Annotated in this window: 22 protein-coding genes and 1 tRNA gene; 9 read left to right on the top strand and 14 right to left on the bottom strand. The window is 51.8% G+C overall.

The genetic code is table 11. The features are described 5' to 3' along the window. Positions 1-48 precede the first annotated feature (48 nt). Positions 49-1266 (bottom strand): bifunctional glutamate N-acetyltransferase/amino-acid acetyltransferase ArgJ, encoded by a 1218-nt coding sequence (gene argJ, locus B9Y58_RS09040; protein ID WP_073055661.1) that lies wholly within the window; start codon positions 1264-1266, stop codon positions 49-51. Between the two features lie 99 nt (positions 1267-1365). On the opposite strand from argJ, the gene greA reads away from it, so the two are divergent. Together greA and holA are read left to right on the top strand one after the other, a co-directional pair. Further along, a complete protein-coding gene (gene greA, locus B9Y58_RS09035) occupies positions 1366-1830 on the top strand; it encodes a transcription elongation factor GreA (RefSeq protein ID WP_072797134.1) in 465 nt (154 codons plus the stop codon). A gap of 3 nt (positions 1831-1833) precedes the next feature. Continuing rightward, on the top strand, positions 1834-2805 hold the full coding sequence (holA, locus tag B9Y58_RS09030) for a DNA polymerase III subunit delta (RefSeq protein ID WP_073055663.1): 972 nt from the start codon (positions 1834-1836) through the stop codon (positions 2803-2805). Between the two features lie 117 nt (positions 2806-2922). On the opposite strand, the gene B9Y58_RS09025 is transcribed toward holA, so the two are convergent. The 9 genes from B9Y58_RS09025 to pyrR all read right to left on the bottom strand — a co-directional run bounded on the left by B9Y58_RS09025 (position 2923) and on the right by pyrR (position 12788). Continuing rightward, positions 2923-4455, bottom strand: a complete 1533-nt coding sequence (locus B9Y58_RS09025; protein WP_233247893.1) for a secretin N-terminal domain-containing protein — start codon at positions 4453-4455, stop codon at positions 2923-2925. A 5-nt stretch (positions 4456-4460) separates the two neighbouring features. After that, positions 4461-6458 (bottom strand): hypothetical protein, encoded by a 1998-nt coding sequence (locus B9Y58_RS09020; RefSeq protein WP_073055665.1) that lies wholly within the window; start codon positions 6456-6458, stop codon positions 4461-4463. Beyond that, positions 6455-7054 (bottom strand): type IV pilus inner membrane component PilO, encoded by a 600-nt coding sequence (locus tag B9Y58_RS09015; protein ID WP_072797131.1) that lies wholly within the window; start codon positions 7052-7054, stop codon positions 6455-6457. Before B9Y58_RS09015 ends, B9Y58_RS09020 begins: the two co-directional genes overlap by 4 nt. After that, the gene (locus tag B9Y58_RS09010) at positions 7047-7664 is read right to left on the bottom strand and encodes a PilN domain-containing protein (protein WP_073055667.1); all 618 of its coding nucleotides are present in this window, start codon (positions 7662-7664) and stop codon (positions 7047-7049) included. The genes B9Y58_RS09015 and B9Y58_RS09010 overlap by 8 nt, the downstream gene beginning before the upstream one ends. Further along, complete coding sequence (gene pilM / locus B9Y58_RS09005; protein WP_073055669.1) at positions 7664-8809, bottom strand: pilus assembly protein PilM; 1146 nt, start codon at positions 8807-8809, stop codon at positions 7664-7666. Before pilM ends, B9Y58_RS09010 begins: the two co-directional genes overlap by 1 nt. 113 nt (positions 8810-8922) lie before the next feature. Continuing rightward, complete coding sequence (locus tag B9Y58_RS09000) at positions 8923-9984, bottom strand: PilZ domain-containing protein (RefSeq protein ID WP_073055671.1); 1062 nt, start codon at positions 9982-9984, stop codon at positions 8923-8925. 9 nt (positions 9985-9993) lie between these two features. Further along, on the bottom strand, positions 9994-11280 hold the full coding sequence (locus tag B9Y58_RS08995) for an amidohydrolase family protein (protein WP_073055673.1): 1287 nt from the start codon (positions 11278-11280) through the stop codon (positions 9994-9996). After that, positions 11267-12226 (bottom strand): aspartate carbamoyltransferase catalytic subunit, encoded by a 960-nt coding sequence (locus B9Y58_RS08990; protein ID WP_073055675.1) that lies wholly within the window; start codon positions 12224-12226, stop codon positions 11267-11269. Before B9Y58_RS08990 ends, B9Y58_RS08995 begins: the two co-directional genes overlap by 14 nt. Position 12227: 1 nt before the next feature. After that, the gene (pyrR, locus tag B9Y58_RS08985) at positions 12228-12788 is read right to left on the bottom strand and encodes a bifunctional pyr operon transcriptional regulator/uracil phosphoribosyltransferase PyrR (RefSeq protein WP_073055677.1); all 561 of its coding nucleotides are present in this window, start codon (positions 12786-12788) and stop codon (positions 12228-12230) included. Positions 12789-12955: 167 nt separating this feature from the next. On the opposite strand from pyrR, the gene B9Y58_RS08980 reads away from it, so the two are divergent. The 4 genes from B9Y58_RS08980 to mqnE all read left to right on the top strand — a co-directional run bounded on the left by B9Y58_RS08980 (position 12956) and on the right by mqnE (position 16855). Beyond that, positions 12956-13501, top strand: coding sequence for a peptidylprolyl isomerase (locus B9Y58_RS08980; protein ID WP_073055679.1), 546 nt, complete (start codon positions 12956-12958; stop codon positions 13499-13501). An 89-nt stretch (positions 13502-13590) separates the two neighbouring features. Next, a tRNA-Ala gene (locus B9Y58_RS08975) sits at positions 13591-13663 on the top strand. Between the two features lie 110 nt (positions 13664-13773). Next, positions 13774-15813: a M23 family metallopeptidase gene (locus B9Y58_RS08970; RefSeq protein WP_233247891.1), complete on the top strand. Its 2040-nt coding sequence runs from the start codon at positions 13774-13776 to the stop codon at positions 15811-15813. A 1-nt stretch (position 15814) separates the two neighbouring features. After that, positions 15815-16855: an aminofutalosine synthase MqnE gene (gene mqnE, locus B9Y58_RS08965; protein ID WP_073055681.1), complete on the top strand. Its 1041-nt coding sequence runs from the start codon at positions 15815-15817 to the stop codon at positions 16853-16855. Between the two features lie 10 nt (positions 16856-16865). Here mqnE and B9Y58_RS08960 read toward each other — a convergent pair whose 3' ends face one another. Together B9Y58_RS08960 and ettA are read right to left on the bottom strand one after the other, a co-directional pair. Next, positions 16866-17111 (bottom strand): hypothetical protein, encoded by a 246-nt coding sequence (locus tag B9Y58_RS08960; protein WP_073055683.1) that lies wholly within the window; start codon positions 17109-17111, stop codon positions 16866-16868. 6 nt (positions 17112-17117) lie between these two features. After that, a complete protein-coding gene (ettA, locus tag B9Y58_RS08955; RefSeq protein WP_073055685.1) occupies positions 17118-18812 on the bottom strand; it encodes an energy-dependent translational throttle protein EttA in 1695 nt (564 codons plus the stop codon). 93 nt (positions 18813-18905) lie between these two features. On the opposite strand from ettA, the gene B9Y58_RS08950 reads away from it, so the two are divergent. Further along, entirely contained in the window at positions 18906-19949 is a 1044-nt protein-coding gene (locus B9Y58_RS08950) for a BamA/TamA family outer membrane protein (RefSeq protein WP_073055686.1), read from the top strand. Between the two features lie 115 nt (positions 19950-20064). Here the strand turns inward: B9Y58_RS08950 and htpG are convergent, their stop codons facing one another. Both htpG and B9Y58_RS08940 read right to left on the bottom strand, forming a co-directional pair. Further along, entirely contained in the window at positions 20065-21951 is a 1887-nt protein-coding gene (gene htpG / locus B9Y58_RS08945) for a molecular chaperone HtpG (RefSeq protein ID WP_083532275.1), read from the bottom strand. Positions 21952-22224: 273 nt separating this feature from the next. Continuing rightward, positions 22225-23070: an undecaprenyl-diphosphate phosphatase gene (locus B9Y58_RS08940; RefSeq protein WP_073055690.1), complete on the bottom strand. Its 846-nt coding sequence runs from the start codon at positions 23068-23070 to the stop codon at positions 22225-22227. A gap of 138 nt (positions 23071-23208) precedes the next feature. Here B9Y58_RS08940 and B9Y58_RS08935 point away from each other — a divergent pair, with 138 nt between their 5' ends. Both B9Y58_RS08935 and B9Y58_RS08930 read left to right on the top strand, forming a co-directional pair. Continuing rightward, positions 23209-23919: a polysaccharide deacetylase family protein gene (locus B9Y58_RS08935; protein WP_073055692.1), complete on the top strand. Its 711-nt coding sequence runs from the start codon at positions 23209-23211 to the stop codon at positions 23917-23919. Between the two features lie 66 nt (positions 23920-23985). Continuing rightward, a complete protein-coding gene (locus B9Y58_RS08930) occupies positions 23986-24870 on the top strand; it encodes a phosphoribosylaminoimidazolesuccinocarboxamide synthase (RefSeq protein ID WP_073055694.1) in 885 nt (294 codons plus the stop codon). The last annotated feature ends 1 nt before the right edge of the window (position 24871 follow it).

Raw genomic sequence — 24871 nt, 5'->3', positions numbered from 1 at the left:
CACAGGAATTTCGTTCACAAAAGGAACCAAACACGCCGAGCGGTCTTATTACGTTGTGTATTCTGCGTTGATCTTCACGTAGTCGTAGCTCAAGTCGCAAGTGAACGCACTTGCGCTTGCGTGCCCAATGTTAAGGACGAGCGTTACTTTGTATTCACGCTGGCAGACTACCGCACGCAGAGCCTTGGTCTGTTCTTCGTCGAGCTGCACCGGACGGCCGTTAGAAAGCACCTGCACGTCGCCAAAGAAAAGGTCCGTCTGTTCGGCGATCATGTTGCAGCCGCTACTACCCGCGCTGCTCAAAATGCGGCCCCAGTTCGGGTCTTCGCCGAACATAGCGCACTTAGCCAAGTTAGACGTACCAATAAAGCGGGCCATGCGCAAAGCCTCTTCGTGGCTTTCGGCCTTTTCGATGCAAAGTTCAATCAGCTTGGTTGCACCTTCACCGTCGCGAACGATATCCTTGGCCAGTTCCTTCATCACAAGCATGAGTGCAGCGCGGAATTCACCCTGTTCGCTGAGCGTCAAGTCTTCGTACTTGAGGCCGCTCATGCCGTTTGCCAAAAGAATGCAAGTGTCGTTCGTGCTTGTGTCGCCATCAACCGTTATCGCATTGAAGGAGTCGGCGATGTCGGCGCGGAATTCAGCAAAGAAATCGATCGGCAAAGCAAGGTCGGTAGTAATAAAGGCAAGCATCGTGGCCATGTTCGGGTGAATCATGCCCGAGCCCTTGCAGGCGCCACCTATCGTCACCACACCCTTTTCGGTCTGGATTTCAACGGCATGACTCTTGAGAGCAAGGTCAGTCGTGAGGATCGCGCGGCCAAATTCTTCGGAAGCGTCGGCATGGAGCTTTTCCACAAGCTTCGGAATACCGGCTTCAATCTTGTCCATCGGCATCAGGTGGCCAATCACACCGGTGCTGCAAACGAGCACGCTCTTCGGAGTAAGCTTCAAGGCTTCTTCGGTAAGGACAGCCATGCGTTCTGCATCGCGCAGGCCCTGTTCGCCGGTACAGGCGTTTGCGTTACCGCTGTTCACCACAACGGCAGAGGCAAAGTGGGCATGTTCAAGGGCGGCTTTGTCGTAAAGCACCGGAGCAGCCTTCACCTTGTTCGTTGTAAACACGGCAAAGCAACGTGCAGCCTTTTCACTCTTCAAAAGAGCCATGTCAGCGTTACCGCTGGCCTTGATGCCTGCACAAATTCCAGACGCGGTAAAGCCCTTCGGGGAGCAAACGCCGCCTTTTTCCAATACAGTGTACATAGTATCTCCTATTGTTTTTTTCACCCTAAATTATAGAAAAATGCGACAATGTTGAACACCCCCTGCTTCTGCCCCACAAAAAAATTCTAATTTAAGGTCATGGCTAAAACACCCTGTACTAAAGAAACATACGACAAGCTGGTTGAACGTTACACCTTCCTCAAAAAGGTCGAACGTCCCCGCGTTGTAGATGAAATGGAAGAAGCCCGCAAGCAAGGCGACCTGAGCGAAAACGCCGAATACCACGCCGCCAAGGAAATGCTGGCTCATATCGACCTGGAAATTCCCAAGCTGGAAGACCAGATTTCCAATGCAATTATCGTTGAATTCGACGCAAACTCCGACACCGTGCGCTTTGGCGCTACCGTCACCGCTAAAAACCTCGCTACCAAGAGGGAAGTGGTCTACCAGTTGGTGAGCCCCGAAGGCGTTGATCCGATGAACGGCAAAATCAGCTTCAAGAGCCCCATGGGTTCCGCATTCATGGGCAAAAAGAAGGGCGAAATTGTCGAAGTCGTGACCCCCAAGGGCAAGAACCGTTTCGAAATCGTCGACTTCAAGTAAGCTATGATTCTAGCCCTCATCGGCAAAGACCAGTTTTCCAAGGACAAGCAGACAGACAAGTTCCTGACTGATGCCCTTGGAGACCGCAAGAACGATCCGCTTTCAAAGCAGATTGTGTATGCTTCCGATACGAACATTCCGTCGGTAGCCGGGCTCATTATGGAAAGTTGCGGCGCCGTTTCGATGTTTGCGCCGGAACAGGCGGTGGTCGTCCGCAATGCAGACGCCATGAAGGCCGATGAATCCAAGGCACTCGCCCGCTGGCTCAAAGACGCCCCCGATTGCAAGCTGCTGCTCGATTTTGACGAACTCCGCGCGACTTCGGAACTCTACAAGATTCTGCAAAAAGTCGGCAAGATTGAAAAGTACGAAGAACCCAAGCAGTACAAGATGCAGGAATGGATTGCATCGAATGTGCCCGCCCACTTCGGAAAGCCGATCGAGCCCGCCGCCAGCCAGTACCTGGCCGACGCCTTGGGCACCAACACCAAGCTCGTTTGCGAAGAACTGGAAAAGGCTTTAATCTACGACCCTGACTGCACCAAGATTACCTTCGACCTCGTGAAGACCATGATTACGCCCCGCCGTGAAATTCCGCCTTACGAGATTCTGAACTACTTTGGAATGCGAGATGCCGTAGGTTACACCCGCAAGCTCCATGAAATCCTTTACGGCAACAAAGACAATGACGCCATTCGCATCGTAAACGCCCTTTACAGCCACGCAGTAGACTTGCTCAACTTTATGTCGCTCACAGCAAAAAAAATGAGTGCCGAAGATGCCGCACAGGCCTTGGGCAAGAACTACTTCATGTTCTGCAAGCAAGGCAACGCAGCTGAATGCTGCCGCCGTTGGGGAAAACCGCTCCTTTGCCGAGTCATTCGCCGCCTCGCCGACCTCAATTACGAATTCAAGAGTTCCAGTTGGACCGTCACCAGCCAGGAACTCGCCCTCGCCGCACTTGTAGTGAGATAGTACAGTAGGCTGTTAGCAAAACTTAGTTGGCAGTAAGCAGAACAAAGAATCCTTTAACAAGAAAAAACCTCGGAGTTATCCGAGGCATTTCTTTTAAGTTCTAAGTTCAGCCAACTATTAGTTCCAGCCTTCGTCTTCGTCGTCGCTAGGTGCAGGAGCGTCAGGAGCCGGAGTTGCAGACTTTTCAGAAGAGGAAGCCTTTTCCTGAGCAGGTTCCTGCTTCGGCTTGGGTTCCACAATAGGAGTTTCACCATCGGCGGCTTCAGCAGACGGAGTGCGATTCACCTTCTTGGCCTGCGGAGCGTCTTCCAACGCGTCAGAAACTTCATTAAGTTCCACAGAACCCACATAGTTGCGGATAATGCGCGGAGTCACGAAAATAATCAGGTCGCGCTTGGTAACAGCCTTACGGGTGTACTTGAAGAGGTTACCCAGAAGCGGGATATCCTTCAGGAACGGAATACCGGATTCACTTTCGGTATTTTCGTTACGGGTAAGGCCACCGATCACGACGGTTTCACCATCAGCCACAACGACCTTGGTCTTGGCTTCCTGAGTACTGATCACCACCTGGCCCTTTTCGTCGTAGCCGTAGGAGTTGTTTTCCGGGTGCAAGTCAAGCAAAATGCGGTTGTCGCCAGAAACGTGCGGGGTCACGGTCAACTTGATACCGGTTTCCACGAGCTGCGTCGAAGATTCACCGCTATCGTCTATCACGCGGATAGAAACCTTGTCGCCCATGAACACCTGAGCTTCGGTATTGTCGAGAGTCGAAACCTGCGGGCTGGCGAGCACTTCAGTAGAAGCGTCACCCATGATGTTGGAAATGGCAATCTGCAAGTTATTGTCAAGCAAGCTTGCGGTAATAGCAGTCGTTGCAGAACCCACAGCCGGAGAGGAACCGCCGTTCGGTAAAGAATGAATGGCAGCACTGGTACGGGTGTCGCCGGCACCGCTACCCTGCGGAGTAGAAACCGTTCCCGGAGTCAAAGCCGTGGTACCCATTCTGGCGGTCCAGTCCACACCGAGTTCGCGAGCGCGTTCGCTGTTCACAACCACAAGCTTTGCGGTAATCATGATCTGCAGCGTTTCCACATCAAGTTCGGTCAAAGCCTTTTCCATCTGCTCGATCTTGCCATCGGTATCGTACACGATAATGGAGTTGGTTCGTTCCACCGTCGTAATACGGCCACGGTTAGACTTCATGCTTTCCAGCACCTTCACCAGTTCTTCGGCCTTGGCGTGGTGTACCTGGAAGTTTTTACGAACCAGCGGAGCGTTCTGCTCGGCCTGAGCTTCTTCGTCAGCAATCTTTTTCTGTTTCGCCTGGTATGTAGCAGAGCGCTGAATCAAGATATACTTGTCTTCGATGATCCATGTCAAGTCGTTCATGCTACAGATAATGTCGAGCGTTTCTTGCCAAGTCTTCTTGGTTACCTTGAGGCTTGTCTTACCCTTGACTTCGGGAGCAAGAATAATGTCCACACCGGCAATCACGGAAACAGAGCTGAATACGGCTTCGAAGTTCATGTCAACGAAACTGAAATCGTACAACTTCTTATTCGGGGTTTGCACCGAACCTTCAGCAGGAGCACTCCATGCAGTAGTGAGACCCACCACCAAGAGAAGAATAGTAAGGATTTTTGTCATATTTTTCACTTTTGACCCCCAAGTTTATCGGGAAGACCCATGGAGTAGCGACGGCTCACCCCGAATTCCTGAATCAGGAAGAGTACGTCAGTTTGTGTGATTTTTAAAACTTTACCGTTGAGAATCTTGTCGCCTTCCTTAACGGTGTACGAGATAGACGGATTCTTGGATTCAACAAGAATTGCGACCGGCACATCCGATTCCCAAATAATACCCACCAGTTCAACCTGGTCAATATTGATACCTTCTTCCACAAGGCCATCCACTTCTACGAAGGGATCACGACGGCCAAAGGAACTGTAAGTCACGCGGTCTTCGTAGAGACCATCGAGCTGGCTGCCAACCGGCATCGCGTTTCCAGCAAGGTTGGTACCGCGTTCCTTGTCAATTTGTTTCAAGCGTTCTTCTTGAACAGAAGACAGTTCATCAAAGAAGCCCACGGCACGGCGGTCAACATAACCGACCCTGTTGCCAGACTGAACCTTACGATACTGCCCTTTCATGTCAAGACTTACCAAACGGTCGCCAAAAACAAGGCGCTGCATCACCTGGGAATTTTCATTGGGAGCGGCATAGAATTCCGTTTCGTCTGCAACCACAATCAATTCGCGAACGATCGGACGCAGGTGGAATGTCTGGGAGCCCGAAATAATCTTCTTGCTGCCCTTATCTAAATTCTTCACGAAGGAATCGAAGTTGGGTCTATCGTCTGCAGGCTTCAGCCAGTCACGCACATAGATGCCCTTGGGCTGAGCGGACCAGAACATAAAGCCATCCTTGTTAATACCCTTTTCGGCAATCTGCAACACAAACACGCCATCCTGCACCAAGATAGCAGGCTGTGCAGAGCCCTTCAACTGAACCTTGAGACCGTTGGCGCCCCACGTTACAGACTTCACCAAAGAACCTGCACCGATTCTAAAAATGGGGGACTTCTGAGGGCCGGCAAGGCCAATCGTCAAGGTATTGTTCTTGTCAACGCTAGAGACATTCTGGATGTCAATCGCTTCGTCTGCTACGATACGGAACTGTTCCAAGCCAGAACCGATGAGCACGGTCATTTCCTTGAGTCCCGGAAGCAGAGCGGAAATGGCGCCGCCTTCGAGAACGGCCTTGTCAATTTGCTTCTGTTGTTCGGCAAAAAGCTTTTCTGCTTCACGGGCAGCCTTTTCAGCAGCCTTCTTTTCTTCGGCCAAGCGCTTCTTCTCTTCGAGAGCGGCCTTCTCGGCGGCCTTCTTCTCTTCAAGGGCACGGCGTTCAGTTTCTTTCTTTTCGGCAGCCAGACGCTTCTTTTCTTCAGCGGCAGCCTTCGCAGCGGCCTTCTTTTCTTCGGCTAAGCGCTTCTTCTCTTCGGCAGCGGCCTTGGCGGCAGCCTTCTTATCGAGAGCAGCCTGCTTTTCAGCGGCTTTCTTTTCTTCAAGAGCACGCTTCTCGGCAGCCTTTTTCTCTTCAAGGGCAGCCTTTTCAGCAGCCTTCTTTTCTTCGGCTAAGCGCTTCTTTTCTTCGAGAGCGGCCTTGGCGGCAGCCTTCTTGTCGAGAGCCGCTTGCTTTTCGGCAGCCTTTTTGCGGTCTGCAAAGAGTTTCGAAAGCGTCCAGGACTTACCGCCCTTGCTCTTGAGCTTGATCAAGAAGTTGGACTTGTCGAGAGCAATTTCGTTCTTGTCAGACGTAATGGCAGCGCCAACATCCATTTCAATCTTCAAGAAGGGCAGACCCTTGTAGGCATCCTTAAAGACCTTCATGGACTTAACGAACTTGGAATTGGCATCTACATCGTAATCGCCTTCGCCAAGAGCAAACGTCGTTTCAGAGAAACCCACCGTCAATTTCTTGGAAGCAGCATCGTACTTCTGGAAGAATGTCGGCAAGTTCTTATCGGAAGCAAAGGCAAACACCACCTGGCAACCCTTTGCATTGCAATCGAAACGCACATCCTTGATTTGGGCGGCGCTAGCAAAAGCCGTAAAGGCAAGCAAAAAAAGAAGAATCTTAATTTTCATCATTTGCCCACCTTCTTCGATGTGTACGTCGTCAGGTTGAACGTGACCGACATGGTAATCGGAGTCCAGCCGTGAGTTTCAGACTTTTCGACTTCGGCCTTGATACCCGAATAACGGTTCAGGCGAAGGTTTGTAATGGCAGTCGGGTAATTGAAGTTTGCGATTTCTGCAAACAGGTAACCCAGCATGTGGTAACCCGAATTGACCGCTATGGAATAACGGTTTTCGATGTAGTGTTCCTTTTCGGCGCGCCCTTCAGGATTGAACTTCTGGATTTGCACCATGGAACTACGAATCACCGCATAAAGGTCCTGCAAGCGCAGCGGCACCTTTTCTTCTTCGGGGAACATTTCCTTCAGCTTTTCGAAATCTTTTTCAGCCTGAGCAAGCTGCATTTCGAGTTCAGCCACGCGATGTTTCTTGGCGTTGATCTTGTCCAGTTCTGCCTGAGCCGACTGGAGATCACGTTCCAAGGATTCACGCTGATACGTAAACGGATCCCAAACATAGTTATACACTAAATGGGCGGCTGCCATAATCAGAAGGCACACGATTATGGCATAGACGTTTCGTTTGTCTTTTAGATCTATCTTACCCATTATCACCCTCCCCAAGATCTCGCTTGAGAACTATCTTGATGGTGAAATTATAGGCTTCTTTTCCATCCACTTTCGCAGTAGAGATGGTCACCAGCGAAACCGACTGGATGCTCACCTGCTTCTCGAGCTTCACCATGTATTCGGCGACTTCCGAGAAATCGTAGGTTACACCACGCATTTCAAGATCGAATTCACCCATCTGGTTGATGCTCGTAATCCACATATTAGGCGGAAGCACCGACGAGATGTTTTCGAACAAAATAACCCAACGTTTTTTGCTCACCTGAATGGACTTGAGAGCATTGATCTTGGTATTGACAATGCCCTGTTTCTGTTCCAAGTCGCTAATCTTGGAAAGCAGCGGACGTTCACGTTCCACTTCTTCCTGAACACGCGTCAGTTCAGTGCTCAGACCGCTAATGGTTTCATTGACATAGCCTTGCAACATGACCACAGCAACGATTGCAACAAGCAGTGCAACTGTCGGCCAAATGATGCGACGGTCCGTAATCCAAGAAAAGTCCTTTTGCTTCTTGCGGAATTCCGGCGGAAGCAAGTTAATGGAAATGGCCAAGGCATTTCTTGTGGTTTCTTTTTTCGTAGACGCCATTAGAACTTCCTCATTGCCAAGCCCAACGCAGGGGCGTAAATATTGGAGAGAGCAACCGAGAGACCACCCTCGCCAAACACCTTAGAATCGCAAGGAACAAGCCTGAACGGGTTCACCGTATCGGTTTCGATACCGGAATGTTCCGCAATGAATTCCTTCAGACCAGGGGCGGAGGCTCCACCTCCACCCAACAAGATTTTGTCGAGCGGTTTGGAATCTTCCGAAGACGAGAAGTAGCGGATACCGATATCGATCTGCGCCATCAGGTCCTCGTATGCCAGTCGGAGCGCAGCTTCGACTTCAGCTTCGGAGAATCCGTCCACCACGGACAGATCACCCTTGCTTAAAATTTCGTGACATTTTTCAGAATCAATGCCCAAATTCATGCAAGTCTTGCTGACCACCATATCCAAAGAGCCGCCGGCCATGGCACGCATGGAATGGAACTGGCCGTCTTGCACAAAGGCAACACTCATCTTCTTTTCGCCAATATTGAAGATAGCAACCGTCTTGTCTTTTTCGACGTCTTCAACCGTTGCCACATAAGCATTCAGTAAGCCGAAAATATCGACATCCAACGCCGACAGTTTGAGCCCGCGACGGTTAAAGAACTGCGCCCAAGAGTCCAACAAGGCACTCTTTGCGGCCACCACGTTCACCTTGACATCGTCACCTTCGCGAGAATAGATTTCGTAGTCGATCACGTTGTCCTGGTCATCGAAGGGCGGACGGGACTGGGCGGTCTGAAGAATAATGGCGGCCTCATTTCCGTTTTTAGGCACCTTGACCGAGACGCGATCCACCAGCACACCACCGGCACCGGCTCCGCAATTGACGGAGGCCACGACATCACAGGAGTCATCGATGGGGTGACGAATTAAAAGCTTCGCCATAGCCTCGGCGAGCAGTTCAGCGCCATCCTTTTCTCGTTTACCGTCCTTATCGGTAGGGGCATCCCCTTCGCGTACCTGGATTTCACCATTTACGATACATCCATCGGGCACACGCTCCAAGTCGGCGTCTAAAACAATCTTGTTCCCGCTCGCGCCGTGCAAGACTTTGACATACTTGATGCTGTAATGACCAACATCAATACCAACAGTCTCGCGCAAGCCACGGATTTTAGAAATCAATCCTAAAGCCAAAGTTAACTCCGATTGTAAAACATTTCCTTACTAATTCTACCTTTATAAAAGCAGAATGTCAAGCGAAAAATTAATCTAAGTCATTGAAAATGAACTACTTAGGCTCGTTTTGCCTAGTTTTTCGCCTGTTTTTTTGACTTACTTAGTTCAAACAGGTACTGAAGCACCCTTTCCTGGGTCCAACCGAAGGTTCCACGGAAAGAGGCTGTAAGGCAATAGTAATTGGGAAAATCTTGGTTTCTTTGGCCTAAATTGCGCAAAATCTCAATTTCCACGTCTTCGTCACCAAAGCTCGGAAGCTCAAATTGGATGCGCAAACGCTGCCCCGGATAGCACTCTTGGGGCAGTCCAATCATAATACCGCCAGCAGAAAGGTCGAGCAAAGTCCCGTACAATGTTTCACCATTTTCGAACACGGCCGTTACAGGGAAAGCGACCTGTTCACGAACCCAGCGGCGCAACTGGCGTTTATCCAAAGAGAACGAATGAGGCAAAACAAGATTGTTGGTTTCATCAGCATTTTTAACGGAAATGGCGGTAGAATACATGGCGTCGTCGGGGCGAGTCCAGCGAATTCGAATAGTACGGTTCACAAACGAACTTGCAGGGCCGTCGCTACCATCGTAAGAAATCGCCCACTCTTTTTCGTTGCGCCAAACAATATCGGAACGCTTGATCAAAGTTCCATTTTCAAGGATCAAGTCTATGCGGTCGCCCACGTTGAACTGCCTGGTCGAATAAATTTCAGCCAAAGGATTCGACGCCGTAAAATTCATCTTGAGACGAAGTGATTCCACAACAGCAAGGTCGGTTTCATGTAGCTCATTAATGCCTTCGACATCGTAGTACGTAGATACCGCTTGTTCAAAAAGCCCCGACGAATTCAGAATGGCGTCTTTATTTTCAAAAGGCGACTTTCTTATTATTTTATCCAAAATTTCTTTTTCGTTGTAAGAAAAGCCACGTTCGGCAACCTTGTCATCAAACGTCTTAGTTCCGAACATTACCTCTTTTTGACGACGATTTTCGATACGACGTGCTTGAAGCAGCGCAATCAATACAAAGACCAAGGAAATGATTAACGCCGCCCACACCAAATAAAGCGGATCGGGCGGTATCTTAGGCGGCCATTCAGGCAGCCATCCTTCTAGCCATTGTAAGAGGCGCTGCAGCATCTACGAATCCTAGAACTTGCTCAAAGCACCACTGACGAAGGTTGCGACAATCGAAGACGGAAGAGTCTTGCCAAGCAACGGAGAATTGCTCACGTGGCCTGCAAAATCCTTCTTGGTTACTAAATGCGTCTTGTTCGGATCGAGAACGACTACGTCGGACATCTTCTTAGTGTCTCTATCAAATGCAGGCTTTGCACCGACGAGTTTTGCCGGAGTTTCCGACAACAGTTCAATGGCACGAGCATCACCCACTCTGGAACTCAGTTCCTTCCAGATAGCGGGGAGAGCAATTTCAAGAGAGAGAGCTCCCGGCACGGAATCTTCGAAGTTCACTTCGGTATCCTGGCCAAGCACCGGCGTATGGTTCACGCTGATTGCATTCACCGTACCGTCTTCAACACCCTTCCACAAGGCTTCGCAGTCTGCTGCCGAACGAATCGGGGGCAGAATGTGGTATGCAGAATCCAGAGTTTCGAGGCAAGAATCATCCAAAAGCAAATGGTACAAGCCGACATCGCAAGTGACATCGATTCCCTTTTTACGGGCATCGCGCACGAGGTCAAGCGTTTCGCCGCAAGTCACCTGCTTAAAGTGCACCGGCACCTGCAAGAAGCGAGCCATTTCAAGCACCGTATGGGCGGCAATGGTTTCTGCGATACGCGGAATGCCCTTCATGCCGAGCATATCGGAATAGGCGCCTTCATGAACGCAACCATGTTTACGGAGCGACTTGTCCAGCGGCTGGAAGAAGAAACGCTTGCCTGTCATCTTGCCATATTCCATGGCAAGGCGAATAAAGCGTGTCGAAGGAATCGCTTCGTTGCCGTCACCAAAGCCGGCAACGCTGTCGTCTTCGGCAAGTTCCATCATTTCGGCGAGGCTATCAGAACCGAAGCCCTTACTGTAAGCGCCCAGGAACTTGATATCGAAACGGTTGGCAAAATTGTATTCCAAATCAGGAGAGTTCACGCGGAACTTCATTGCCGAAAGCTTGTCCGCATCATCAATCGGATTGGCAGCACTTTCGTACAGGGCGCCGCTAAAACCGCCGCGGTGTAACGCTTCTAGACCATCTGCAAACGTGTAGACGTCGTCACGGAGCGGTTCCATAAAATCGACTCCCAAGCCAAACAGAGCAGGCATTACCAAGGCGCCGCCACAATCGAATTCTTCAGAAGCTAAATCTTTCCCTTGAATCAAAGCGAATTCATCACGGGCTTCAAAGCAGTTGCCATTCCAGACTTTTGCATTCTTGAAAATGACATTCTTGATATTCATTTCATTACGCATTTTCATTGTTGCGACCTCCAGCCAAAAGGAAGAGAACGGCCATACGCACGGCAACGCCGTTAGTCACCTGGTCAAGAATTACAGAATGTTCGCCATCGGCGATATCGCTATCGAGTTCCACGCCGCGGTTAATCGGACCCGGGTGCATCAAGATGACTTTATCCTTGGCTTCAGAAAGAACCTTCTCGGTGATACCGAAGAAGTTGCGGTATTCGCGCATGCTCGGGAGGAGAGCGTCGTCCATGCGTTCCTTTTGCAGGCGGAGTGCGATTACGGCGTCGGCGTCTTCGACTGCCTTGTAGACATCGGTTTCCCAGGAGACGCTACCCGCAAGTTCCTTGTACTGCAGAAGTTCGGTATTGCGCGGCACCAAGGTGGAAGGTCCGCAAAGTGTTACGTGAGCGCCCATAGTAGTCATGCCCCAGATATTACTGCGGGCCACGCGGCTGTGGCGGATATCGCCTACAATTGCCACCTTCTTGCCTTCAAGCGTTCCAAGTTTTTCTTCGACCGTGAGCATGTCCAAGAGAGACTGCGTCGGATGTTCGTGAGCACCGTCGCCGGCATTCACGATAATGGCGTTGCTGTGTTCAGCGAGGAACTTCGGGACACCCGTCCCCTTGTGGCGGACCACCACGATATCGATCTTCATCGACTCGATGTTGCGGAGCGTATCAACCAGCGTTTCGCCCTTCTTGACGCTTGAATTGGAACTTGCGAAGTTCACCGTATCGGCAGAGAGGCGCTTTTCGGCGAGTTCGAAACTCGTGCGCGTGCGCGTGCTGTTTTCGAAGAACAGGTTCACCACCGTAAGGCCACGGAGCGAGGGCACCTTTTTGACCGGACGTTCCAGAATTTCTCGGAACTGCTTTGCGTTATCCAAAATAGTACGAATATCGGACTTGGATACCCCCTGAAGTCCGAACAAATGCTTGATCTGCAATGCGCCCATCTTAGGCCTCCACCTCTACGAGATAAACGGAATTTTCTTTATCGATCGGTTCAATCTGCACGCGGACTTCCTGGTCTTGTGCGGTTTCAACCGTAAGTCCTACGCAATCGGGTGCAATCGGAAGTTCGCGGTGACCACGGTCCACCAGCACACAAAGGCGAATGGCCGCCGGGCGTCCGAGGTCTAGAATCGCCTGCATGGCAGCTCGCACCGAACGGCCCGTATAAAGTACGTCATCCACGAGAATCACCGTCTTGCCTTCGACAGAGGCAGGCATTTCGGTAATGCGCATTTCGCTTGAACCCATGTGAGTGCGATAATGGAAATCGTCGCGGTAGAAGGTCGCATCGAGGCTACCCATCGGCACAGTCTTGTTAAACTTTTGACTTAAGCGCTCGCAAATTTTTTTAGCGAGAGGGATTCCGCGGCTTGCCATGCCGAGCACCACCATGTCATCGGCAGTCGGGTGCATTTTGGCCAGTTTCGCCGCCATTTCGTCGAGAGCGAATTCCATTGCCTGGGCAGATAGAAGCTCTCTGATTTTTTTACAGTTGTCTTTCATAAATAGTAGACAGTAGGAAGTTCGAAGTAGGATGTTTTTCTGTTAATCTAGCATTTTTTATGGTTTTTCGCCTTTAAGTACAGAAATAGACCCCATTTTTTTGTATATATAAGAAAAGAAACATCAAACCCCGGTAAAGCCTTGCCGGGACATTAACAGGAGATTTTATGTTCAATCAGCTTGGCAAACCCGAAGCAGGCGAAACAATCGCCATCATGAAGACCAACCACGGCACCATGAAGCTGCGCATTTTTGAAGATATCGTCGGCGAATGTGCCACGAACTTCGTTGAACTCGCCAAGCAGGGCAAGTACGACGGCGCCCCGTTCCACCGCATTATCAAGGATTTTATGATCCAGGGTGGCGACTTTACCCGCAGAAACGGTACGGGTGGTCACTCCGCCAAGGGCCCCGGCACCACGATTGGCGACAAGTACGACCCGCGCCTCACCCACATGCGCGGAGCACTCAGCTGGGCAAAGACCGCCATGCCGAACTCCATCGGTAGCCAGTTCTTCATTGTCCACGGCGACAACGTGCACTTTTTGGACCACGAACAGGTTGGCCCCGGCCCTGCTGACGGCTACTCCGTATTCGGCCAGCTTTACGAAGGCTTCGAAGTCCTCGACGAAATCGCAGGCGTCAAGACCGACCGCCGCGACGCCCCGTACGAAGACGTGATTATCGAATCCGTGACCATCGAAAAGGCCTAAAAATATCGGGTCGTGGAAAAAATTTTCATTTTTTTCATGGCCCACCCTTGACAAGTCAGATTAGTTCTTCTATATTTGGCTCGTCCTTCGGGGTTATAGCTCAGTTGGTAGAGCGCCTGCATGGCATGCAGGAGGTCAGGAGTTCGACTCTCCTTAGCTCCACTGAAAAGAACCGTTTGCAAGAGCAAGCGGTTCTTTTTTTCATATCACATAAAACCTGCAAAACAAACAACCTCGCCCGCTAGTTTGTAATAATTTTGTATTTTTGTGGTATGGATACTACAATCTTGAACAAACTCGCTAAAATCACCCGCAAGGGAATGTTCCTGGGTACAATGGCCAGTTTCGCCATGATGCCCTCCGCATTTGCCGCCGAATGCAACGAAAAGACCATGGACGCCTTCGCTTACGAAGACTGCATCAAGGCCCAATCAGGCGTAACAGTATCTAACGACAACTTCGGTGCAAGCGCCGAAGCAAGCAAAGTCAACAACGCCGACGGCATGGCCGAAAAGAGAGTTCTTAAAGCCGACGAACCGACTTACCGCCCGTTCGACCGTGACGCTTACTTGACTTCGAGTTTTGGCGAGAACCGTGGCACGCGTTACCACGCAGGCTTTGACTATTCCACCCAGATGGAAGAAGGTTGGCCCATTTACGCCCCCGAAGACGGCAAGGTTGTAGAACTTAGAGTTTCTCCATTCCATTACGGAAAGTTGATGCTCTTCAAAGGTAAAAGCGGAAAGACCTGGGCGTTCGCTCACCAAAGCAGCTTCGGCAAGCTCGACGACCAGATTATCAAGAAGCAGTACGCCTCCAAGAAGAACGACGTCACAATCAAGACAAATGCAAGCTACAAGAAGGGCGACACGCTGACCTTCTCGGGCAGCACCGGCATTGGCAACCCGCACTTGCATTTGGAAGTTCGTTTGGACAACGATCGTATCGTGAATCCCGTGCAAGCAGGCGTCGTGATTACCGACACCTTGGCACCGCAGATTTTTGGCATTGCCGTATGGCAGGGCAACCACCTCGCCGTCACGAATCCGGAAGCCATCAGTAAGGGCTGCGTCGAAACACCGGTGAAAAACGAATTCAACTTGAGCATGGCCGTAAAGATTGCTGACTACAGCCGTGAGCCCAAGGACAATCCGATGTCTATACGCCGTCTTACCGTGTGGCGCTACGACGAAAAGATTTTTGAAGAAATTCTCGACACGCTGCGTTACAGCAAGATGGCTCTGATCCGCGACCAACTCTTGTGGGCCGAAGAAGCCGACACCGCAGGCGACTGGCACTATGTGAACGCCAAGCTTGCTCCGCTTTCGACTTACACCATCGAAGCCGAAGACTACAGCGGCAACAAGGTGAGCAAGAAGTTCACGTTCCACCCGCGTTGCAAGAGCGATAAGCCCATGCAGCTGTACAAGGACCAGGCCTCTCCGCTGTTCACGTTCCTTAGCCGCCCGATGCTAGACTTGTTCCGTTGCAAGAACGGCATGAAGTTTACCGCCATGGCCGGCGACCAGATTATTGAAGAAGACATGTGTAAGGCATTCAAGCCCGCACCGATTACGATTGGCCGCCTGCTTGAAATCTACCCCGAAATGACAAGCATCCACTACACCGCTGACGCCCGTTCTACGGGTGACGGCGTCGCCGCCGATGCAAGCATCGAACTTCACTCATTCAACCAGTACCAGAGAAGCGTGAACTGGTCTACCAAACTTGGCAACGTGGGCGTCACACAGAAGCTCACCGGCATTCCGACGGGCCGCGACACCACCAAGAAGATTTTGGCTGTCACCCGCACGCATACCGACAGCCTGGATTATTTTGAATTCCACCCGAAGGGCATGCAGCTCGGCAACTGGACCGTTTGCATCGACAATCCGGAAAACAACCAACCGCTTTACTGGCTCGGCGAAACGACCCGCAACTGGTTCTACTTTAGCAAGCAGACCAAGGGCAAGAACCGCTGCGCTACCATGAACGAAATCCGCGACATTGCCAACATCGAAAGCACCGAAGCGCCGACACTCGGATTCCCCTACTGGTCAGACATGATGATCAGCGGCGTGCGTCAGCCGGCCCTGAAGGTTCCGGTGCTGTTCAAGTATGCAGGCATTCCTGACGGCAACGCCATTACGGTGCAGGTCGGCAAGAAATGGGTTGCCGCCGAATACGATTCCGAGCCTCGCGAAATCGTGATTGAAGGTGCCCAGCTCCCCGAAGAAGGAACCTTCACCATCAAGCTCGTTGACGAAGCCGGACACAAGGCAAGCTATAACGTAGACATCCCCGAGATGTAACATGGCACGCCTGACTGAAGCCGAAGCTCTAGATTTATTTTTAAACGCCCCGCTCGACGAACTCTGTGCCCGCGCGAATGCCGAAAAGGAGCGCAGGCATGGGGATTCCGTATATTGGGTGAACAACCGCCAGATCAACTACACCAATGTGTGCGTGTTGCACTGCAAGTTCTGCGCGTTCTCTAAAATCAAGAAGGATAGCCCCACCGCTTACGACTGGGACTACGACACCATTCGCAACAAGGCTGCCGAAGCCATTGCAGGCGGTGCCCGCGAACTGCACATTGTGGGCGGTCTACATCCGGACCATCCGTTCGATTACTACATCGAAATGTTGCGAAAATTGCGCGTGGAATTTCCGAAGGTGAACCTGAAGGCGTTTACCGCTGTGGAGATTTGCCACTTCGCGAAAATTTCGGGACAGACTCCGCTACAGATTATGACCACGCTGAAGGAAGCAGGCCTTGATGCACTGCCCGGTGGCGGTGCCGAAATCCTGGTGCAGGATGTCCGCGACCAGATATGCCCGGGCAAAGAAACTGGCGAAGAATGGCTCGACGTTCATCGCGCGGCCCATAAGATCGGAATCCCGACGAATGCGACAATGCTCTTTGGCCACATTGAAAAGCCCGAAGACCGTATCGCCCACATGAAGATGCTGCGCGACTTGCAGGACGAAGCTCCGGGCTTTTTCGCCTTCATTCCGCTGGTGTACCATCCGGAACATAATGCGCTGCATAAGATTGTCCCGAACATTACTAGCGAAGAAGACATTCTGCGCACGGTCGCCGTCGCAAGACTTTTCCTCGACAACTTCCCGCACATTAAGGCGTACTGGATTCAGATGGGAATCGAGACCGCAATGAAGGCGCTCCACGCCGGCGCGTCTGATTTGGATGGTACGATTATCGAAGAAAAGATTACGCACGCCGCCGGCGCCACGGTTCCCGTGGGCATGAGCCCCGACCGCATGAAGTCCCTGATTACAAACGAAGGGCTCGTGCCAGTGGAGCGCGATGCGCTGTACGAACGATTCTCTTAACGATTAAAAATTAGTCGCAATCGCCGTGGTACGACGCTCTAGCGTTGCATTGGCTTTTGACAAATTCTTGAGACAAGCCTTTCCACTGGTCTTCTTTAAGACAAGCGTTATACTTTTTGTGGTCAATGCAATTATCCATTTCTCGGGCTTCGTCTCCCCACCATTCTTCGGCACAAGAATCGTCACTTGCACAGCTACATGACTGCAGCATAAAAGCGGCAGCCATAAGCGCAAATGCAAGCAACATCTTGTTCATACGCAATTACTGTCTCGTGAGCGTCTTGTACTTGATGGGCTTCGGGTTGTCGGCGTCTTCGCCCAAGCGCTTGCGGCGATCGGCTTCGTATTCGCTCCAGTTGCCTTCGAACCACACGACCTTGGAGTCGCCTTCGTAAGCGAGGATGTGGGTGGCGATACGGTCGAGGAACCAGCGGTCATGGGAAATAATCACGGCACAGCCTGCGAACTTGAGGATTGCCTGTTCCAGGGCCTGCAACGTTTCGATATCCAAGTCGTTGGTCGGTTCGTCGAGGAAGAGCACATTGCCCGGTTTCTGCAGGTTCTTCGCCATGAGCACTCGGTTGCGTTCACCACCGGAGAGCTGCGAGAGCTTCTTCTGCTGAGCTGCACCCGTGAAGTTGAAGAGACCGCAGTAAGCACGGCCATTCATCTTGCGGTCGCCCACCAAGATTTCGTCGTTGCCCCCCGTAATGGATTCCCAAACCGTTTTGGAATCGTCCAAGCTTTCGCGGCCCTGTTCCATACTGATGATTTCGACAGTTTCACCAATCTTGAGCGTACCGCCATCCGGCTTTTCCTGGCCCATAATCATCTTGAACAAAGTTGTCTTACCAGCACCGTTCGGACCAATGATACCCACGATGCCCGAGCGCGGCAAGCTGAAGTTCAAATCATCGAACAGCACCTTTTCGCCAAAGGCCTTCTGCAAATGTTCCGCCTGGATAACGACATCGCCCAAGCGCTTGCCATTTGCAATGTGAATCTGAGCCACCTTGATCTGTTCCTTGGAATCTTCGGCCAAGAGTTCTTCGTAAGCCTTGAGACGAGCCTTGCTCTTTGCCTGGCGAGCCTTCGGACTCTGCTTGACCCATTCCTGTTCACGAGCGAGGCGCTTCTGACGGTCAGATTCACCCTTTTCTTCGTTCTTCATGCGTTCAAGTTTCTGGTCAAGCCACTGGGCGTAATTGCCTTCCCAAGGAATGCCGCGACCGCGGTCAATTTCCAAAATCCAGTTCGTTACGTTGTCAAGGAAGTAACGGTCATGCGTCACTAAAATCACGGAGCCCTTGTATTCACGGAGGTGGCGTTCGAGCCATGCAACCGTTTCGGCATCCAAGTGGTTCGTCGGTTCGTCAAGGAGCAACAAATCCGGTTCTTCGAGAAGCAAGCGGCAGAGAGCCACACGGCGCTTTTCACCGCCGGAGAGGTTCGTCACCGGCCAGTCGCCCGGCGGGCAGCGGAGTGCATCCATTGCAATTTCGATATTGCGGTCGAGGCTCCACAGGTCCTGCGCGTCGATGATGTCCTGTAGCTTCGCCTGTTCGTCGAGGAGCTTGTTCATCTCGTCGTCTTCCATCGGTTCAGCAAACTTCATAGAGATTTCGTTGAAGCGGTCAAGAATCGCCTGCTTCTTGGCAACAGCCTGCATCACGTTTTCCTTGACGGTCAAGTTCGGGTCCAGCTGCGGTTCCTGCGGCAGGTAGCCCGCGGTGCGGCCCGGTTCAATCCACGCTTCGCCCTGGAATTCCTTGTCGATGCCCGCCATAATGCGCAACAGCGTCGACTTACCGGCACCGTTCTGGCCGATGATACCAATCTTTGCGCCATAGTAGAAACTCAAAGAAATGTCCTTCAGCACCTCCTTGTTAGGCGGATAGGACTTGGTCATCTTGTACATGTAGAAAACGAATTTTTCTGCTTTATTCTGTTCGGCCATAATTAGCTCGCTTCGCTTCGAAATGTGAGGTGTGAAGTGTGAAATGTGAAGTTTGATCAAATATAACAAATAAACCTTTACTATACTTGTGTCATGAAGTTCGTTTACGCCATAATCGCAAGTCTGGTCTTTGCCATCTGCGCTCATGCACAAGACAACTTCCAGCGATTCTCATTGCTGCCCTTTGGCGCTTACACCGAAGAAACCAAGATTCAGTACGGTGCTGTATTCGTCCTGTTCTTCAGGCCATTCCAAGAAGGCGAAAACATTTCTTCGATGGATTTTATTGCACGCGGAACCACGCGCGGGCAGTTCCAATTCCAGTATGCCCCGAACTTGTGGCTTTTTCAAGACCATTTGCACATTCCGGCAAAACTCAACTTGAACAAGTGGCAATACTCACTGTTTGAACGAGGTGCCCGCGGAGATTTTGACCGCATAGACGAATACAAGAGCACCTTTATCTACGGCAAGATTCCCTTCGAAATGAACTTCGGCATTTCGAACAACATTCCTCTGCGTTACGGAATTGTATTAGAAGGTGAAGCCCGCGACAACGAACTCGGAAGCGACATCCCCAAAAATTACCAAGACAGATTTTATTTGGGCGGCGGCTACCTTTTGGTTCTTGATAAAAAAGACAACGACAACTGGCCCACCAAAGGCTACTACGCAAGCTTTGAAGAAATCTTTTTCGGCGGCGACTTTAGCTACCACACTGAAACGTTTGACGCAAGATTCTACGCTCCCCTATTCTGGGAAACTTCCATCGCTCTCGGGCTTTACGCAAAGCAGAGCCGCGGCAGCAACGTTCCGCTCGGATGCCTCGCCGGCCCCGACGGCACCAAGCGATTCCGCGGCGTAGAATCAGGAATCTGGAGCGACACGCAGGCCTTAATCTGGCAAATGGAATTCCGCCGCCCGCTCTTCTGGCGATTCGCAGGCGTTATCTTTGGTGAAGCCTTGCAATCGGCACCCTACTTTAGCGAACTCTTTAGGCGCCAAGTGCATTACGCCGTAGGCTTCGGCGGACGCCTCGCCTTGAACAAAAGCGAAAAGCTGCACGCCCGCGGCGACCTTTCGCTTGTCGACGGTAAGCACATCGGCATTACGATTGATTTGAGAGAATCGTTCTAATTTTTATCAAAATGCATACAAAAAAGGCCGCGAGTGAATCGCGGTCTTTTTCGCAAGTGTATAGATTCTTCGACTCCGGCGTTACACGCCTCCGCTCAGAATGACACAGAAACGGCTATTTGACGGAAGCAGTCAGCAGCTTGGTAATCGCGCTGACGTATTCCGCCGGATTCGGGAGCGGAGAACCTTCGGCAAGCAGAGCCTGGCCGTAGAGGGCCTTCGGCCAATCGCCCAGGTCTTCCTTGGCTTCGACTTTCTTCTTGAGCATCTCGCAAATCGGGTGCGTCGGATTGATTTCCAGGATACGCTTACTCTTCGGCAAGTTCTTCTGGCCCATCGCCTTCATCATGCGTTCCATCTGGGCGCTCATGGCGTCTTCGCTGGTCACAAGGCAGCAGGGGCTGTCTTTGAGGCGGCTAGACACGCGGACTTCCTTGATATCTTCGTCCAAGACCTTCTGCAGGTTTTCGCAGAGGCCCTTGAAGATTCCCTTGTTGGCCTCTTCGGCCTTCTTTTCGTCTTCGGTCTTTTCGAAGTCCACGTCGCCGCGGGCGATGTCGTGGAACTTCTTGTCGCCGAATTCGGTGAGGCTCGACATCATGAATTCATCGATGCCGTCGCTCATGAGCAGCACTTCGTAGCCCTTCGCCTTGAAGGCTTCGAGCATCGGGTTAGACTTCACGGCGTTCTTGTCGCCGATGAGGTAGTAGATTTCCTTCTGGCCTTCCGGCATGCGCTTCACGTATTCATCGAGGCCCACGAGAGCATCGCCTTCAGTCTTGGTGCTTTCGAAACGGAGCAACTTCTTGAGCTCGTCAAGATGTTCCCAGTTCATGTAGAAGCCTTCCTTCAAGACCATGCCGAGTTCGCGCCACCAGGCGTTGTACTTTGCGGCATCCTTGTCGGCCATGTTCTGCAAGGCGTCGAGCACCTTCTTGATCACGTGCTTACGGATGTTGGTGATAATCTTGTTGTTCTGCAAGATTTCACGGGATACGTTCAGCGGCAAGTCTTCGCTATCGACCACGCCGCGCACAAAGCGGAGCCAAGGCGGCAGCAAGTCCTTGCAGTCGTCCATGATAAAGACTTTCTTCACGTACAGCTTGAGGCCGTGCAATGCGTCGTTATGCCAGATGTTGAACGGAGCCTTGCTCGGGATGTACACGAGGCTCCAGAATTCCTGGGAACCTTCGGCGTGGCTGTGGCTCCAGGCGGCCGGTTCGTCGGCTTCGTGGCTGATGACGTTGTAGAAATCCTTGTACTGTTCTTCGGTGACTTCCTTTTCGCTCTGGCGCCAAAGGGCCTGCTTTTCGTTCAAGCGTTCTTCGGGCTTTTCTTCGAGTTCGCCCTTGTCGTTCTTCGTTGCTTCGGGGTGGAAGTAGATGCCGTAGCTCACGAAGCCGCTGTACTTCTGGACGATGTCCTTGATCTTCCATTCGCTGGCGAAGTCGACCGCGTCTTCGTCGTCCTTGAGGTAAAGCGTAATCTTGGTACCCACCTTGTCGCGCGGGGCTTCGGAAATCTCGAATTCACCCGTGCCTTCGGAAGACCACAGGTAACCCTGAGTTTCGCCGGCCTTCAAGGTCAACACTTCGACCTTCTTTGCGACCATGAACACGGAGTAGAAACCTACACCGAACTGGCCAATCAAATCGACGCTGCCCTTGTCGCCTTCCTTCAAATTCTTGATGAAGTTCTTGGTGCCGCTACGAGCGATGGTGCCCAGGCAGTTGATCAAGTCTTCCTTGTTCATGCCGATACCGTTGTCTTCCACAACGATGCGCTTGCCTTCCTTGTTCACCGAGATATCGATGCGGAGCTGCGTGCCCTGCGGCAAGAGTTCTGCATTCGAAAGCGAGAGGAAACGGCGCTTGTCCAGTGCGTCCGCCGCGTTCGAGACGAGTTCGCGGAGGAAAATTTCCTTGTTGCTGTAAAGGGAGTTGATCATCAAGTTCAGCATGTCGCGAACTTCGGTCTGGAATTCCATCTTCTCTGTTGCCATTTTTCTGTCCTTTGTCATCCCCGCGAAGGCGGGGATCTCCTTGATGTTTAATTTTCAAGCGGTCTAGGCTGTCAAAATGTTTCAAAATGAAACAAGATAACGGCCCTGCCTTGTTTTCGCTATAGAAGATGCAAGAACCGTGCCAATAAAAGACCGTTCGGCTCTACCGAATAAACAAGAATACGAGGCGCTTGTCGCTCACAAAAGACCGTTCGGCATAAAAGAAAAAGGGGCTCTCGATTGAGCCCCGACATTCAAATCGCTTTCGTAATCTTACTTGATAAAGATCAGTCCGAGGATACCCACGGCCCACACGTACCAGGCGAAGTGCTGGAACTTGCCCTTCTGCAAGAATGTCATGAGCCACTTGAGGGCGATAATACCGAAAATAAACGAGACGACCATGCCCACCAGGAGTTCCGGGGTGAAGCTGCCTGCATCGGCACACTTCAGAGCCTTTTCCGGGTCGAGGAGTGCTTTTTCCGGAGTCATGGACTGGCACTTGAACCACTTGATGCAGTCGAGGAGTGCGGCACCACCCACGGCCGGAATACTCATGAGGAAACTGAATTCACCCGCGTACTTGCGGTTCACGCCCATGAACATCATGGCGCTGATGGTAGAACCGCTGCGGCTGATGCCCGGAATGCAGGCAATGCCCTGTACCGTACCGGTCACGAGTGCACGCCACCAGTTCATCTTGACGCCTTCGTTATCCGGATGCTTGGCTCCAGTAGCGCCCCACTGCGAGGTAAACAGCAACAAGCCCGTAAAGAGTTCGGCGACGCACACGGCACGCGGATTCTCGAACAGGCCTTCGAGAGCGTCCTTGAAGCCGAGGCCGATCAAAGCCGTCGGGATGCTTGCCAGAACGATGTAGCCCGCTTCGCGCAGTTGGTCCGGATTTTTGCGGATGCAGCCCACGATGATGTCGGTAATCTTCTTGTGGAACACCACGAAGATAGAAAGCAACGTTCCGGCATGGAGCATGATGTCGAAGAACATGCCCGCCTCGTTCATGCCAAGGAGTTCGTGGCCCAGCACGAGGTGGCCGGAACTGGAAATGGGGAGGAATTCGGCGAGGCCCTGCAAAAGGCCGAGAATGATAGATTCAAACATAGTAGGGTAAATGTAGCTTTTAGTAAGAAGTAGGAAGTAGGCAGTAGGAAGTATTTTGCAATTTTGAGACACATTTTAGCTGTTTTCTGTCTACTGTCTACCGTCTACTGTCTACTTCTTTTTTCTATAATTTTTTTCATGCGCAAATTCCTCCTCTGCTTTCACGATTTCAGCGTCTGGAACTACCAGAAAGTCACCCCGATTCTTGAAGAACTCAAGGACCTGGCAGGTAGACCTTTCAGCGTGCTCGTTATTCCGGATACCGAAAAGGCCCCCTCCGACATGGTCAAGGGCTTTCGCGAAACACTCCAGAAGCTTAAAGCAGACGGTTTCGAACTTGCACTCCACGGCTACAAGCACCAGGCCGAATTCAGCCAGGGCCGCAGCTACGCCGGCCTTATCGGAATGAACCTGACCGGTGGCGAAGCCGAATTTGCAGGCCTCAGCGAATTTGAATCGAGCAGACTTTTGCACCTGGGCCTAGACGCCTGGAAAGATTTGACTGGTGACTCCGAAAAGCCCGCCGCATTTGTCCCGCCGACTTGGTACAGCAACAAGTTCCTGCCGAGCCAGGTGCATGCCGAAAAAATGCTTTACGAAGAACGATTCGCCCTGGTGACCGCCAAAGGCAAGCGCTACGCCTCCCCTGTCGCCAGTTTCGCAGGCATTCCCGACTTTTTGATCAAGGCCGCCTTCAAGTTCGGTGCCATCGCCCTGAAGGTTCCTGTCGGACTCCCCCGCATCGCTCTCCACCCGGTGGATTTCCCTGCGCGGACCGACAAAATCCACGATTTGATCCGCATCGCCTTGAACAGCGGGCGCAAGCTTTCGCAGTACAAAGACCTGTAAGCCTAATATTTTTCCTGCCGACTGCATAGTGCCAACAGCCCACTATTTTCCTATATTTGGGTTACTATGAGCTTAAAATTCGAAACCCCCATTACCGAAGTTCCGCTGTTCCACCAGGGCAAAGTACGCGACATGTACGACCTGGGCGACAGCTTCCTGATGGTCGCCAGCGACCGTCTTTCCGCTTTTGACGTGGTGCTCCCCACCCCGATCCCTGGTAAGGGCAAAATCCTGAACCAGCTTTCGCTGTTCTGGTTCCAGCACCTCGGCATGAAGAACCACCTCATCACCGCCGACGTGAACGAATACCCGGCAGTCTTGAAGAAGCACGCCGACTACCTCCGTGGCCGTTCCATGATCGTCAAAAAGGCTCACCGCCATTCCGTGGAATGCATCGTCCGCGGCTACATCGTGGGTTCCGGCTGGAAGGACTACCAGAAGACCGGCAAGATTTGCGGTCACGTTCTCCCGGAAGGCCTGCAGCTCTGCCAGAAGCTCGAAAAGCCGCTCTACACGCCGAGCACCAAGCCCGACGTTGGCCACGACGAAAACATCAGCTTCGAACAGACTTTTGACATCGTTGGCGAAAAGGTTGCAACGACTCTCCGCGACATGTCTTTGGACATCTACACGAAGGCCCGCGACTACGCTGCAAGCAAGGGCATCATCCTCGCCGACACCAAGTTCGAATTCGGTGAAATCGACGGCGAAACCATCCTCATCGACGAAGTGCTGACTCCGGACTCCAGCCGTTACTGGCCGGCAGACAAGTACCAGGTGGGTAAGAACCAGGAAAGCTTCGACAAGCAGTACGTGCGCGACTGGCTCGAAACTCTCGACTGGGGCAAGACCTATCCGGGTCCGGAAATCCCTGCCGACGTGGTGAAGAACACGCTCGCGAAGTACGAAGAAATCTTCGTGCGCCTCACCGGCAAGCAGCCTGAATTGTAAT

Source organism: Fibrobacter sp. UWB15 (genome assembly GCF_900177705.1).
Lineage (GTDB): Bacteria > Fibrobacterota > Fibrobacteria > Fibrobacterales > Fibrobacteraceae > Fibrobacter.
The sequence above is the reverse complement of the archived record's forward strand: the minus strand, read 5'-3'. Positions and strand labels throughout refer to the sequence as shown.